A 14,106-nucleotide genomic window follows, 5' to 3' on the forward strand; every position below is an offset into this window, starting at 1 on the left:
CGCGGCCTTTCCATGCGGCGTGCCGATCGGATTTGGGATCGGGTCATCCGGGCATTACCTTCATCCGCGTCGAACCACAATCCCATCCAAGCATGAACATCACCTTCAATGAACTGCGGCGGATCAAGGACAACCTGCCCGATGGGAGCATCCACCGCATCGCCAAGGAGCTCGACCTGAACGTGGAGACCGTGTGGAACTATTTTGGAGGATACAGCCACCCGAATGGGAAGCCCATGGGGGTACATCTCGAAGAGGGACCCGACGGTGGCGTGGTGTCCTTGGACGATACCCGCATCCTGGATCTGGCCAAGCGGATCCTCGGCGAGGTACCCGCCCACGCCTGAGTGGCGGCGGCTGGTCAACGAACTTCCGCCGCGTGCGGAAAGAGAGCGGTCTGTACCCACGGGCCGCTTTCTTTTTGGCGGCACTTCGTTCCGCACACCAAGCGCTCCCGGGCGCGGGCGCACCATCTACCGCTCCACGATGCGGAACTCCACGCGCCGGTTCAAGGCGCGGTTCTCCTCGCTGGTGTTGGGTACCTGGGGTTGTCGCTTGCCATAGCCCTTCCAACTGATGCGCTCCGCGGAGATCTTCTTCTTCAGCAGGTGGTCCACCACGGCCTTGGCGCGCGCATCACTCAGCTTGTCGTTGTAGGCCTCACTGCCCTGATCGTCCGTATGGCCTTCGATCTCCACGCGCAGGAAGGGGAAATCGATCATCAGGTCCACCAGATTGTCCAGTTCCTTCTCATAGCCCGGCAACAGGTCGGCCTTGTCGAAGGCGAAGTGCACATTGTCCAAGCGTACACGTGTGCCCACGGCCGGCTCGATGGTGTGGATGTCCACGGCCGTGCTGCTGGCGTGCTGCACGGGCACCTGGCGCGGCGGGGGCGGCACGCTTTCCCTGGGCTTGGGCGATAGCGCGGTGCCCGGCGGTGCCAAGCGCACATTCACGTCGTCCACGAAATAGTAGCCGCCGCGTTCACCCTCGGGCATGCGCTCATGCTGCGTGTGGTCATCGCCGTAGAAGTTGCCGATCAGCAGATAGCGCTCGCCACCACCGGCTTCGAACACACCACTCACCCTGTGCCAGCCGCTCTTCTTCACCACCTTCTCCTCGTTCACCGTGGGGGTGATGTGCAGCGGCAGGTTGTCGCGCGTGGCGATCGGCACGTCGGTGAGCAGCAGGCCGATGTTGTTGCTCGCCTCGTTGCTCTTCACGGCGCGCTGCACCCAGCATTCGGCGATGTAGCGTGTGCCTTGCGCGAGAGGTTCCATGAGTTCCACCTGCAGGTACTCGTGCCAGAAGGTGGGTGTGTTGCCCTTGCCGTAGATCTTGATCCCCGCCATGGCGTGGCCGGTGCGCGGTGATTGCTTGCCGCTGCTGTGCTTGGCAGGATGCGCCCAGCAATCGGGGTCGTTCTTGGTGGTGAAGAGGTCGGGCGTGGTCTGCGTGGGCGAGTTCCAGTAGGCCACGTTGCTGTTGAATTTCTCCACGTCCTGCGTCCAGCCGCAGAAGGGCTTCACGAACTCCTCGAAGCCCGGGTTCGGTACCAGGTTGGGCATGGTGTCGTGCTGCAAGGCGCGTTGCAACACATTCTGAGCAGCGGACTGCGAAATGACGGCCACCAGGACAAGCGACAAGGCAAGGCTGCGTTCCATGCGATCAAAAGTACCGGGGCGTTCCAGGGTCGGCGGCGGCGGCGTTCGCTTGGTTTGAACAGCCGATCGTGGGCGCCCCCGGGTAACTTCGCCGCCCCTTGGCGCGTCCCACGCGCGTTCCTCACCTCATCATCCCATGTCCTTGCGATCCATCCTTGCGCTTGTTCGCGATGCCATTTGCGGTGGCGAGGACCAGGACTTCACCCGTATGGGGGTCCGGCGCGCCATCGTGCTGCTGAGCATTCCCATGGTGCTGGAGATGGGGATGGAAAGCGTGTTCGCCTTGGTGGACGCCTTCTTCGTGAGCCGCCTGGGCACGGACGCCATCGCCACGGTGGGCCTCACCGAAAGCGTGTTGATGATCATCTACTCGCTGGCCTGGGGTCTGGGCATGGGCGTGACGGCCGTGGTGGCGCGGCGCAGCGGCGAGCATGATCCACGCGGGGCATCGCGCTCGGCCATGCAGGGCATCCTGCTCGCCACTGTGCTGGGTCTGGGCATCGCCGTGCCCGGCTTTCTCTTCGCGGGCGACATCCTGCGGCTGATGGGTGCCGAGGCCGGTGTGCTCGCCGTGGGCACCGGCTACACGCAGGTGATGTTCGCCTCGAACATCGTGATCCTGCTGCTCTTCGTGAACAATGCGGTCTATCGCGGCGCGGGCGATGCGGCCATGGCCATGCGGGTGCTGGCGGTGGCCAACGGCATCAACATCGTCCTGGACCCGCTGCTGATCTTCGGCATCGGGCCCTTCCCCGAGATGGGCGTCACGGGTGCGGCGGTGGCCACCACCATCGGCCGGGGCACGGCGGTGATGTATCAACTCTGGGCGTTGTCGCGTCCCAAAGGCCGCATCATATTGCTTCGCTCGGAGACGCGCCTCGACCCGGCCGTGTTGTGGACCATCGTGAAAGTGAGCGCCGGTGGCGTGGCGCAATTCATCATCCCATCGCTCAGTTGGGTGTTCCTGGTGCGCATCGTGGCGGTCTTCGGCAGCGCCGCCGTGGCGGGCTACACCATAGCGGTGCGTGTGATCATGTTCAGCATCATGCCGGCCTGGGGCATGGCCAACGCGGCCAGCACGCTGGTGGGTCAGAACCTGGGTGCCAGGGAGCCGGACAGGGCGGAGCGCAGCGCGTGGCTCATCGGCCACTACAACATGTTCTTCATGGTGGGCATCGCGCTCTTCTTCTGGGCCACCGCACCCTGGATCGTGTCCTTCTTCACCTTCGATCCGCTGGTGGCGCGCTACGGTGTGGAGGCGCTGCGCATCATCTGCCTCGGCTATTTCTTCTACGCCTACGGCATGGTGCTGGCGCAGGCCTTCAATGGTGCGGGCGATACGCTCACGCCCACGTGGATGAACATCATCTGCTTCTGGATCATCGAGATCCCGCTCGCCTGGTTCCTGTCCCGAACGCTCGGCTGGGGCGTCACCGGTGTGTTCGCCTCCATCGCCATCAGCGAAAGCATCCTGGCGGTGCTCAGCGCGGCGATCTTCAAGATGGGGAGGTGGAAGTTGGTGAAGGTGTGAAGTGGAGTTGAGAGGTTGGAAGTTGATGGTTTGAAGGTCGCGGAGCTGCCGGACGGCACAGGGTCTGCCGACCAACCTCCAATTTTTCAACCCTGCCTGCCGGCAGGCAGGCTCCAACGTCAATGGCCGAGGGCCAACAACTACGGAGCGAACCCCGCCGGCTTCCCCGCCTTGTACCAACGCAGGAGCGTGTCGATCATGTGCTCCATCTTGCGGTCGTCGGCCCAGGTGCCCCGAAACACGAGGTTGCCGTCCGCGTCCACGAGAAAGGCCCCGTTCGGTGCACGGCCGTAGAGGTCGTAGACCCTGTTGTCCAGGCCATCCACCAGCACCGGCAGACCGCCCAGCTTGGCGAACTCCTTCGCGTAGCCGGTCTTCTCGGCATCCGTCCTGGGCAGCGGGAAGGCCTTGAAGGACTTGCGGTCCTCGGGATGCAACTCGCGGCCGTAGATCACGAAGAGTTGCACGGGTTCCTTCTCGTATTTCTTCAGCAGGCGGCTCCAGCGTTCGACCTGCACACGCGCCGGCGGGTTGGTGACGGTGCCGAACATGAACGCGCGGATCTTGCCCTCGTGGGCACTGAGCGTGTAGGGTGTGCCGGCATTGGCCTCGGGCAGGGTGAAGTCGTGGGTGCGTGGTACCATGCCACCGCCCTCGCTGTAGGTGCGGATCTCCCGGATGGTCTTCCGCATCAGCTTGTCGAAGTTCATGCGGAAAATGTTCACCTGTTTCCGCATGGCCTTGATCTCCCGCTGGCTGTATCCGTTGAGGAAGTAGTCCAGGTCATCGTGGAAGATCAGCGTGGTGTCCGTGGGGTACCACCCGGGGTCCCAGTTGTTCAATTGCGCGCGGCCATGGAAAGGCAGGCCCAACAGGGAAAGGAGCACCAGTATGGACAGGCCGTTGCGCATGGACGGCCAAAAGTAGATCGCGATCTTCGTCCCACTTACGCCACCGTCATGCGCCACCTCTGCCTTTCGCTTCTCTTGATCGCCGGCATCCATGGCCTCCTCGCCCAAGGCTATACGACCTGGATCACCGGCAACCCGAACAGCATCACCACCGAGCCGCTTGGCGGGGTTTGCCTCATGGGGGGCGCCACCGAGAACGACGAGGCCATGAAGTGGTTCCTGCAGCGCGCCAATGGCGGTGATGTGCTGGTGCTGCGGGCCAGCGGCAGCAATGGCTACAACAACTACTTCTACAGCGAACTGGGTGTCACCATCAACCGCGTGGAGACGATCCGCTTCGACAATGCCACGGCCGCCTATGTGCCCTATGTGCACCAGCGCATCCAGGAGGCGGAGGCCATCTGGTTCGCCGGTGGGGACCAGTGGAATTATGTGAACTATTGGCGCGACACGCCCGTGGCCACCTTGATCAACGAGGCCATCCAACAGCGCGGCATCGTCATCGGTGGCACCAGCGCGGGCATGGCCATCCTGGGTGGTGCGAACTTCACCGCCCAGGTGAGTTCGGTGACCAGCGCGCAGGCCCTGGCCAACCCTTACCACCCCGGGGTCACGGTGAGTACGCAGCCATTTCTGGAAGTGCCCTACATGGAGCAAGTGGTCACCGACACGCACTACGACAACCCCGACCGGCGCGGACGCCACACGGTGTTCATGGCGCGCACACTGGCGGACCACGGTTGGGATGTGAAGGGCATCGCCAGCGAGGAGTATGTGGCGGTATGCGTGGATCCCGAGGGCATCGCGCGGGTCTATGGCGAGTATCCCGCCTTCCAGGACTTCGCTTTCTTCCTGCAGGTGAACTGCCTGGAACCCGACGGCCCGGAGACGATCACGCCGGGCATTCCGCTCACCTGGCACCACGGAGGCCAGGCGGTGAAGGCCTACCGTGTGCCGGGCACCATGCAGGGCACGCACACCTTCGACCTGAATGATTGGAACACGGGCAGCGGCGGCACCTGGCAGAGTTGGAGCGTGCAGAACGGCACGTTCATGGCGATGGCCGGCGATCCTGCGCCGAACTGCATCACAGCCACAGAGGATCCCTCATCGGAGGATGTGCGGCTGCTCTACGACGGATCCACGGAGACCTGGGTGTTGCGTGGTCCGCGGCCACCGTTCAGCGCCATGGTCATCGATCTGCTCGGCAGGCCTGTTCCTACGGAGGTGATCCCGGATGAAGGAGGCTTGCGTGTGCGCCTGCACGGATCCGCCCATGGACTGCGGATCCTTACGGTACGCTCGGCGGATGGCGTCCGGAGTTGGATGCTGTCGGCACATTGAGTGACGCGTGTCACCTGTTCCCGCGATCCGAAGCGGCGATCTTCGCACCATGGGACGATGGAAGATCCACATGATCGCGATCGCGATCGGGGCCCTGGCCGGATGGGCCTGGTGGAATTGGTATGGCTGCGCGAGCGGCTGCGGCATCACCGGCCAATGGTGGAGCAGCACGGCCTATGGCGGCGTGATGGGCTATCTGTTGCTGGGGCTGGTCCTGCCCGCTGGCAAGCGAAAGCGATCCGAAGCATCGGATGAGGGCTGATCAGCCCAGGAAGACCACCTCCACGTACTCGTCCTGTCCCAGGCGCAGGTCGCGCAGGCGGATCTCCACGGTCCAACTTGCGGCACCCGGAGCCTGCACGGGCGTGTAGGGCCATCGCCGGATGTTGAGGAAGAGCGCCTCGGGCCAGCTCGCATCGTAGAGCAGCGCGAACCGCATGCCTTGGTGCTCCTGCGCCACCAGCCTGCCTTCCGCATCGCGCGCACTGGTGCTCACCAGCAGCATGGCGGGGTAGAGCCGCTTCTGCCAGCCCGGCCGTGGGGTGTGGAAGAGCGCCTGGCGGAATTCCAACAGCGGCATCCTCGTGCTGGTGAAGCGTGCCAGCGTGGTGCGTTCGTCCAGGCGGATGTGTCTCGGCTTCATCGGTCCGCTTCAACCCCCGGCCCCTCGACCTTAGAACCTCCACCTCATCTGCACCTTGATATCACTCCGCACGTTGCCCGGGATCTCCTGCAGGCCGCTGCTGATGACCGTCTGGTCCTGGTAGATCCACGCGCCATAGCGCACCCACAGGTCCACGCGGCGCAGCGGTGTGGCCCGCACCATGCCGTACCAGCGGATGCCGCGGCCGTAATAGGGCGGTATGGAGAACACGCCGATGAGGTCGTTCTCGTAGGCATAGATGCGCGCGTCGTAGCTGTCCGTCTCGAAGAGCGCGAAACGGAGGGTGAGTTCCACCGGGCTGCTCAGCGGGCGGTGCACGATGTCCTGGTAGATGAGGAAACCGTGCTTCAATGGCGCATCGCCGCGCTTGAAGTCCACGGTCTCCACGCGGGTGCGCAGGCTCACGGCCGCACTCACCTTGTAGGAGGCGTTGAAGCGGTAGTTGGTCTGGTCCATCTCCACCACGTTGCGGATCCGTTCCACATCGTCGGCGGTGTTGCGCGGGCGGTTGCGCTGGCGCACGCGCACATAGAGTTCGGTGCCGCGCTGCGGCCGCCAGTTCACCTGCGCCAGCCAGTCGCTGCCGTTGCTGGGCGCGTCCACCAGGTAGCGCAGCCAGGGGTGCGTCCACTGGTCGTAGAAGGCGTTGATCGTCCACTTGCGGTCCGGGCGGATCTCCAGCCCCGTGAACAGACCGCGCTGGTTCCAGGGATTGATGCCCTCGCCGAAGGCCACGCTGTAGAGGTTCTGGAAGTCACGCGCGTAGTCGCGGTACACCATGCTCACGCTCACGCGTTTGTCCAGTGCCGCCAGCAGTCCGGCGTTCCAACTCACCGCCCCGTTGGCGCTCATGGCCGCTTCGCCGAAGAAGGTGAGGTTGCGGTAGAGCGCGTTCCAGTCGAGGCCGGCGGTGGTGTTGCTGCGCCCCTGGAACTCGAACTGGTTGTAGGGCTGCAGGTTGCGCGCGAGCGTGCCGCCGAACTCGGTGTGCGCCGCTGTGACGCCCACGCTGTAGGCGCGACGTATGTAGCGGAGGTGCCCACCGATGATGCGTTCGGCCACCGAACGCTTGCGGTCCACCTCGCGCTGCGTGCGGTGGAAGCCGTCCTCCTGGAAACTGCTGAAGACGAGTTCGGGTTCGATCGTGTCGGTGGTGTCCTGGCCGGCGGGCACCGAGGTGATGTTCCCGTCGATGCCCTTGTTGGAGTAGAAGCCCGTGAGTTCCACGTTCTTCATCACTTCATAGGTGGCCGCCACGCCACGCATGAAAAGGTTCTCGTTCACGCTGGTGTAGGGCATCAGGCCGATGCCGTTCCGCTTCACGTTCATGGTGAAGCTGCTCTTGCTGCCAAAACCAAGGCCGTTCCAGAAGGTGAGGCCCTGCCCGAACTGCGCCTGGTAGTCGCCCACCGCCAGCGCCTTGAGCCGGCCGAATTCGCGTAGGAAGAAGTGCGCGCTGTAGAAGTCGTACCCCTGCGGCTGGCTGCCCCGGAAGAATTCCTCGCCCTCGTCCTTCTCGGCGGTGATGCCCATGCTGATGTTCTGCCGGTAGCGGAAGCGGTAGCGCGTGTAGAACTTGTAGGGGCTGCCGAGGTAGACGCGGTTGTTCGCGCGCAGCGAATCGAGCACGGCCGGGTCGTCGAAGTCGGGCAAAGGGTTTCCGTTGGGGTAGTAGTAGTCCTTGCCGAAGAGGCTGCGGCGGTCCATGTTGCCGCGCCGCTGCTCGATGTTGAGGAAGCTGCGCACCATCAGCTCGTGGTTGGCGCGCTTGAGGATGTTCTTCAGCGAAGCCGAGGTGCTGCCCGGTGTTTCGCGCACGGTGATGAAGGGCCGCACGATCTCGATGGTGCGCACGTCCCAGCTGTCGATCGTCTGCAGCTCGTAGATGCTGAGCAGCTTGCCGTTGCGGCGGATGTGCTGGATGAGCGCGCTGATCTGCACGTCGGAAAGCAGGAGCAGCTTGTTCAGTTCGAGCGCGTCGGTGTGGTTCAGGTCGATCGGATCGAGGTAGCGGTCGGTGAGGTACTCGAAGAGGTTGGTGAGGTCGATGTCGGCATCGTCGCCGAGTTGCTCGATGGCGTCCTCGATGCGCTGTTCGATGAGGTCCTTGGGCACGCCATCCACCTGGGCCCGCGCGAAGGGCAGGCACAGCAGCAGGAGCGATGCCGCGGCGATCGGCCTCACTTGAATCGGTAGTTCAGGTTGAGCATGGGTGTGGGGCCCAGCAGGGCGCGCACGGCCAGCGCCATGTCGATGTCGAAGCGGTCCAGCCGCAGGCCCACGCCGAAGTGCGACTGCGCCGGGCCGGTGCCCACCCCGGTGCGCAGGTAGAGCACCTTGTTCGGGTTGTACTCCACGCCCACGCGGAAGCGCTCGTCCTGGTCGATGTCCTTCTCCGCGTCGAGCGTCATCAGCAGCTTGTCGCTGAACGTATAGCATAGGCCGGCGCGCAGCACGGTGGGCACGCGCTCGTCCACCACCACGGCGGCATCGCCGGTGCTGCCGAAGCCGCTGCGGTTGGGGTTGTACAGGTGCGCGCCGATCCACAGCGCGTCGGTGATGCGGGCCTGCATGCCCACTTCGGCCACCAGCGTGCCCGATCGCCCGTAGTTGTCGCCCAGCGCCACACCCACATGGCCCAGTTGCACGGCGGCGCGCAGGCCCTCGCCGAAAGGCATGGCATAGGCCAGCGTGGCGCGCGTCTCGTTGTACAGGTCGTAGCCGAAGCGATCGCCCCCGATGCCCAGCACGCCACGCCCGAGCGGTATCGCCACGGCGATGCCCTGATGCGCGAGGTCCTCGCTCAACCAATGGCGCTGGTAGAAGAGCCCGGCCGTGGGCACTTCCACACCCGTGAGTCCAGCCGGGTTCAGCCGCACGCTCCACACATCGGTGAGTGTGAGACCCGCGTAGCCCATGCCGGCGAATCGCGCACCGAGCGGCAGCGGATCGCCACCGGCGTGAACGAAAAAGGAAGACAGGAGGAACAGGCAGGCGAGCGCGCGTGGCATGGTGCCGAAAGTAGGCAACCGTCGCATGCGCCGTGTTATGCCTGGTGCAACACGGTCCCAACCTCCTATTCCACAAGATCCAACCTCTCAACATCCGACCCACCGCCCCTACCTTCGCCACCCGCATGGGCCGCATACGTCTGCACGACAAGGATTTCGAACCCTTCATCCCGCCAGCGGAGCTGGAGGCCGCCATACAGCGTGTGGCCGATGCGTTGCGCGAGGAGTACGACGGCAAGCGGCCCCTCTTCCTCGGGGTGCTCAACGGCTCGTACTTCTTCGCCGCGGAGCTGCTCAAGCGCCTGCCCATCGAGTGCGAGATCAGCTTCGTGAAGGTGGCCAGCTACCGGGGCACGCGCAGCACCGGCAAGGTGGACCAGCTGATCGGCCTCTCGGAGAAGGTCGAGGGCCGGCACGTGGTGGTGGTGGAGGACATCGTGGACACCGGCCACACCATCCGCCACATCATGGACACCCTGGCCGAGCGCCACCCTGCCAGCACGGCCGTGGCCACCATGCTCTTCAAGCCCGAGGCGTACAAGCAGGACATCCCGGTGAACTTCGCCGCCCTGCGCATCCCCAACGATTTCGTGGTGGGCAGTGGCCTGGACCACGACGGGCTGGGCAGGAACCTGCAGGGCATATACAGGATCGTACAACCATGAGGCCCCCGGGCCCGATCGAATTCCGACATGAGCAAACGCAACATCGTCCTTTTCGGCCCCCCGGGCGCGGGCAAGGGCACCCAGAGCAACTTTCTCATCGAACGCTACGGCCTGGTGCATCTCAGCACCGGCGATCTGCTCCGCGCCGAGTTGAAGGCCGAGACCGAACTGGGCCTGCAGGCCAAGGAACTGATGGACGCCGGCCAGCTGGTGCCCGATGAAGTGGTGATCGGCATGATCCGCAACAAGATGGAGGCCCACCACGATGCGAAGGGTTTCATCTTCGACGGTTTCCCGCGCACCAAGGCCCAGGCCGAGGCCCTCGACGCCATGCTCGCCGAGAAGAGCGATCCCATCTCCGCCATGCTCGCGCTGGAAGTGCCCGAGGATGAACTGGTGAAGCGCCTGCTCGGGCGTGGCGCCACCAGCGGCCGCAGCGACGACCAGGATGTGGCCGTGATCCGCAACCGCATCCGCGAGTACGAGACCAAGACCGCGCCGCTGAAGGACTACTACTCCGCGCAAGGCAAGTACAAGGCGATCGATGGGGTGGGGAGTTTGGAGGACATCACGGAACGGTTGGTGGAAGCGATCGGGTAGTCGTGTGCGCATGTGCCCATGTGCGCAGGTGCACATGGCCACATGGGCAGATGGGCACATGAACAATGAACTTCATCGACCACATCCGCATCGAGTGCCGCAGCGGCAAGGGCGGCAAGGGCAGCAGCCACCTGCGGCGGGAGAAGTACATGCCCAAGGGCGGCCCCGATGGCGGTGACGGCGGCAGGGGCGGGCACATCATCGTGCGCGGCAACGCCCAGTTGTGGACCCTGCTGCACCTGCGCTACACCAAGCATGTGATCGCCGAGGACGGCCATGTGGGCACCAGCAACCAGAGCAGCGGATCCGCCGGCCGTGACCAGGTGATCGAACTGCCTCTGGGCACCGTGGTGCGGGACGCCGAGACCGGCGAGCAGCTCTGCGAGGTGACCAAGGACGGCGAGGAGCACATCCTCTTCAAGGGCGGCCGCGGTGGGCTCGGCAACCAGCACTTCAAGAGCGCCACGAACCAGACGCCCCGGTATGCCCAGCCCGGCGAACCCGGTGTCACCCGGCTGGTGGTGATGGAGCTGAAGGTCCTCGCCGATGTGGGTCTGGTGGGCTTCCCCAATGCGGGCAAGAGCACGCTGCTGGCCAGCATCACCGCCGCCAAGCCCAAGGTGGCCGACTACGCCTTCACCACGCTGGTGCCCAACCTGGGCATCGTGCCCTACCGCGACCACAAGAGCTTCGTGATGGCCGACATCCCCGGCATCATCGAGGGCGCCCACGAAGGCAAGGGTCTCGGCCTGCGCTTCCTGCGCCACATCGAACGCAACAGCGTGCTGCTCTTCATGGTGCCAGCGGACAGCAAGGACATCCGGCACGAGTACAACGTGCTGCTGGACGAACTGCGCGCATACAGCCGCGAACTGCTGGACAAGGACCGCCTGCTGGCCGTGACCAAGTGCGACATGCTCGACACCGAGTTGATGGAGCAACTGCGCCAGGAACTTCCCAAAGGTGTGGACCATGTGCTCATCAGCAGTGTGAGCGGCTTCGGGCTGGAAGAATTGAAGGACGTGCTCTGGCGCAAGTTGCACGGTGCACAAAAGCAGCGGGACACCTTCCCTGAATGGACCGCATGAATCTGCTGGAGCGGATCGATGCGTTGGACCGCGAACTCTTCCTCGCCCTCAACGGCCTGCACGCCCCGTGGTCCGATGCCCTGATGGGGACCGTGAGCGAGATGCTCGTGTGGATGCCGCTCTACCTCTTCTTCCTGGTCGTGCTGCGGAAGCGCCTCGGCTGGAAAGGCCTGTGGTGGAGTTTGCCCGTCATCGCTTTGATGATCCTGGCCAGCGACTCGGGATCCGTGGCGCTTTTCAAGAACACGGTGCAACGCCTGCGGCCCTGCCATGAGCCGGCCTTGCAGGGACTGGTGCACATCGTCGACGGCCACTGCGGCGGGCGCTTCGGCTTCGTCAGTTCGCACGCCAGCAACCACTTCGCCATCGCGGCCTTCATGGCGGGCATCCTGCGCGGAACGCCGCGCTGGGCCTCGCCCGCGCTCTTCTTCTGGGCCGCCTTCATCGCCTACAGCAGGGTCCACCTCGGCGTGCACTACCCGGGTGATGTGCTCGTGGGCGCGCTCTTCGGCTTCACGATCGGTTCATGTGCGGTGCTGATCTTGCGCCATTTGGCGAAGCGCAAAGGCTTCGTGTGGTACCTTGGATCGTGATGATGACCTGGCTCGCGGTTTTCGTTGGTGGTGGCCTGGGCAGCATGGCCCGCTTCGGCATGGGCCGCTTGGTGCTGCTGCTGGACGTGCGCGGCATCTTCCCCTGGGCCACGCTGGCCTCCAACCTCATCAGCACGGCCATCCTCGCCGCCTTCATCATCAAATGGCAGGACCAGTTCCAGGGCCGCGACGCGCTGAAGGCCTTCATCGCCGTGGGCTTCTGCGGTGGCTTCAGCACTTTCAGCACCTTCAGCTACGAGAACTTCCTGATGCTCCGCAGCGGCCTTGTCGGTCATGCCATGGCCAATGTGGTGGTGAGCGCGCTCGCCGGCATCCTGCTCTTCTACATCATCGCACGCAGCGCATGAGACACCTGGCATTCCTTGCTCTTCTCCTTACCGGTATTCCGCTGCACGCCCAGCGGCCTGGCTGGCAGGATCCTCCCCGTCTCATCGTGGGCGTGGTGGTGGACCAGATGCGCACCGACCACCTCTACCGCTACTGGCACAACTTCGGCGAGGGCGGATTCAAGCGCTTGGTGGGCAACGGGGCTTTTCTGCGCGATGCCCACTTCAACTACCAGCCCACGCGCACCGGGCCGGGCCATGCCAGCATATACACCGGCACCACGCCCACGCACCACGGCATCGTGGGCAACAACATGTACGTGCGCGCCACCGGCCAGGGACTCTATTGCGCGCAGGACGACCGGGCGAGGTGCGTGGGCGATGAGGCGCATCCCGGCAAGCGTTCACCGGCGAATCTCTTCAGCACCACGCTGGCCGATGAGTTGGAACGCTTCACCGCGGGACGATCGAAGACCATTGGCGTGGCGTGGAAGGACCGCGGCTCGATCCTGCCCATCGGGCGCATGGGCGACGCCGCTTATTGGTTCGGCGAAGGTCTCGCCGGGCATTGGGTCACCAGCGATTGGTACATGGACGAGTTGCCGCGTTGGGTGAAGGACTTCAACGCACAAGGCCTTGCGGCGAAGTACATGCAAGGCAGCTGGGACCTGGTGCTGCCGATGGAACGCTACGCGCAGGTACTGCCGGACGACAACCCCTACGAGATCCCCATCCCGGGCACGGCCACCGCCACCTTGCCGGTCGACCTCGCGGCCTTGCTCGCCGCCAATGGCGGAGACACCAAGGTGCTGCGCTATCTGCCAGTGGGCAACCGCCTCACCACCGACTTCGCCTTGGCCGCTTTGGATGCGGAGGCCATGGGCAGGGACGCCATCACCGACCTGCTCGCCATCAGCTACGGCGCGCCGGACGAGTTGGGACACCTCACCGGCATCCGCGCTTTGGAAATGGAGGACATGTACATCCGGTTGGATCGGGAATTGGAACGGTTGCTGAACGCGCTGGACAAGGCCGTGGGCCCCGAGCACTACACGCTCTTCCTCACCAGCGACCATGGTGCCGTGGACGTGCCCGCCTACATGAAGGACCTGAAGGGCAGTGCGGACTACATCGACACGAAGCTGATCGCGCAGGACCTGGACATCTCCCTGTCCCGGCGATTCGGCCAGGGCAAATGGGTGCGCCACATCGTGGAGGAGCAGATCTTCCTGAACGACTCCCTCATCGCCGCGCGCAAGCTCGATCGCGCCGTGGTGCAACAGGCCGCCGCCGATGAACTGCTTCGCAACCCCTTGGTCGCCGAGGCCCTGACCGCGTCGGATCTTTCGCGCTTCAACTATTCGGAACAGGTGCGTGGCAACATGCAACGCGGCTTCATGCCCCTGCGCGGCGGCGATGTGATGGTGGCCTGGCGGCCCGGTCACATGGATCCGAAGACCTGGGCCAGGGGCCGCGGCACCGACCATGGCTCGCCGTGGAACTACGACTCGCATGTGCCGATCGTCTTCTACGGCAAGGGCATCCGGCCGGGCGAGGTCCTGCGCCGCACGCACATCACGGACATCGCGTCCACCATCGCCATGATCGCGGGGATACCCATGCCGGACGCGGCCACCGGCCATGTGGTGACGGAAGTGCTCCGCTGAATCAGCGGCCGTAAAGCCCAC

At 64.5% G+C, this 14,106-nt stretch carries 13 protein-coding genes and 1 pseudogene; 9 read left to right on the plus strand and 5 right to left on the minus strand.

Features of this window, described 5'->3' with window-relative positions; genetic code table 11:
• The first annotated feature begins 92 nt into the window (after positions 1-92).
• Entirely contained in the window at positions 93-347 is a 255-nt protein-coding gene (locus tag KIT10_14065) for a DNA-binding protein (GenBank protein MCW5900387.1), read from the plus strand.
• Positions 348-473: 126 nt separating this feature from the next.
• Here the strand turns inward: KIT10_14065 and KIT10_14070 are convergent, their stop codons facing one another.
• The gene (locus KIT10_14070) at positions 474-1,664 is read right to left on the minus strand and encodes an OmpA family protein (protein MCW5900388.1); all 1,191 of its coding nucleotides are present in this window, start codon (positions 1,662-1,664) and stop codon (positions 474-476) included.
• A 136-nt stretch (positions 1,665-1,800) separates the two neighbouring features.
• Here KIT10_14070 and KIT10_14075 point away from each other — a divergent pair, with 136 nt between their 5' ends.
• Positions 1,801-3,195 carry an MATE family efflux transporter gene (locus KIT10_14075; GenBank protein MCW5900389.1) on the plus strand — a complete coding sequence of 465 codons (1,395 nt, stop codon included), beginning with the start codon at positions 1,801-1,803 and terminating at the stop codon, positions 3,193-3,195.
• 140 nt (positions 3,196-3,335) lie between these two features.
• On the opposite strand, the gene KIT10_14080 is transcribed toward KIT10_14075, so the two are convergent.
• Positions 3,336-4,106, minus strand: coding sequence for a hypothetical protein (locus KIT10_14080; protein MCW5900390.1), 771 nt, complete (start codon positions 4,104-4,106; stop codon positions 3,336-3,338).
• Between the two features lie 48 nt (positions 4,107-4,154).
• On the opposite strand from KIT10_14080, the gene KIT10_14085 reads away from it, so the two are divergent.
• Positions 4,155-5,450 carry a cyanophycinase gene (locus KIT10_14085; GenBank protein ID MCW5900391.1) on the plus strand — a complete coding sequence of 432 codons (1,296 nt, stop codon included), beginning with the start codon at positions 4,155-4,157 and terminating at the stop codon, positions 5,448-5,450.
• Positions 5,451-5,499: 49 nt separating this feature from the next.
• Complete coding sequence (locus KIT10_14090) at positions 5,500-5,712, plus strand: hypothetical protein (GenBank protein ID MCW5900392.1); 213 nt, start codon at positions 5,500-5,502, stop codon at positions 5,710-5,712.
• Here the strand turns inward: KIT10_14090 and KIT10_14095 are convergent, their stop codons facing one another.
• Genes KIT10_14095 through KIT10_14105 form a run of 3 tightly spaced genes read right to left on the minus strand, consistent with a single transcriptional unit; the run spans position 5,713 to position 9,125 of the window.
• Positions 5,713-6,093 carry a hypothetical protein gene (locus KIT10_14095; protein ID MCW5900393.1) on the minus strand — a complete coding sequence of 127 codons (381 nt, stop codon included), beginning with the start codon at positions 6,091-6,093 and terminating at the stop codon, positions 5,713-5,715.
• Between the two features lie 30 nt (positions 6,094-6,123).
• Entirely contained in the window at positions 6,124-8,298 is a 2,175-nt protein-coding gene (locus KIT10_14100; protein MCW5900394.1) for a hypothetical protein, read from the minus strand.
• The gene (locus KIT10_14105) at positions 8,295-9,125 is read right to left on the minus strand and encodes a hypothetical protein (protein MCW5900395.1); all 831 of its coding nucleotides are present in this window, start codon (positions 9,123-9,125) and stop codon (positions 8,295-8,297) included. The genes KIT10_14100 and KIT10_14105 overlap by 4 nt, the downstream gene beginning before the upstream one ends.
• A gap of 125 nt (positions 9,126-9,250) precedes the next feature.
• Between KIT10_14105 and KIT10_14110 the strand changes: the two are divergent.
• The 5 genes and pseudogenes from KIT10_14110 (at position 9,251) to KIT10_14130 (ending at position 14,085) form a co-directional block, all read left to right on the plus strand.
• Positions 9,251-10,390: pseudogene (locus KIT10_14110) on the plus strand (adenylate kinase).
• Between the two features lie 65 nt (positions 10,391-10,455).
• Positions 10,456-11,478 (plus strand): GTPase ObgE, encoded by a 1,023-nt coding sequence (gene obgE, locus KIT10_14115; GenBank protein MCW5900396.1) that lies wholly within the window; start codon positions 10,456-10,458, stop codon positions 11,476-11,478.
• Positions 11,466-12,071, plus strand: coding sequence for a phosphatase PAP2 family protein (locus KIT10_14120; GenBank protein ID MCW5900397.1), 606 nt, complete (start codon positions 11,466-11,468; stop codon positions 12,069-12,071). Before obgE ends, KIT10_14120 begins: the two co-directional genes overlap by 13 nt.
• Positions 12,071-12,439: a CrcB family protein gene (locus KIT10_14125; protein ID MCW5900398.1), complete on the plus strand. Its 369-nt coding sequence runs from the start codon at positions 12,071-12,073 to the stop codon at positions 12,437-12,439. The genes KIT10_14120 and KIT10_14125 overlap by 1 nt, the downstream gene beginning before the upstream one ends.
• Positions 12,436-14,085, plus strand: a complete 1,650-nt coding sequence (locus KIT10_14130; GenBank protein ID MCW5900399.1) for an alkaline phosphatase family protein — start codon at positions 12,436-12,438, stop codon at positions 14,083-14,085. Before KIT10_14125 ends, KIT10_14130 begins: the two co-directional genes overlap by 4 nt.
• Positions 14,086-14,106: the final 21 nt, after the last annotated feature.

The organism is Flavobacteriales bacterium, assembly GCA_026129465.1.
Classification (GTDB): domain Bacteria; phylum Bacteroidota; class Bacteroidia; order Flavobacteriales_F; family PHOS-HE28; genus PHOS-HE28.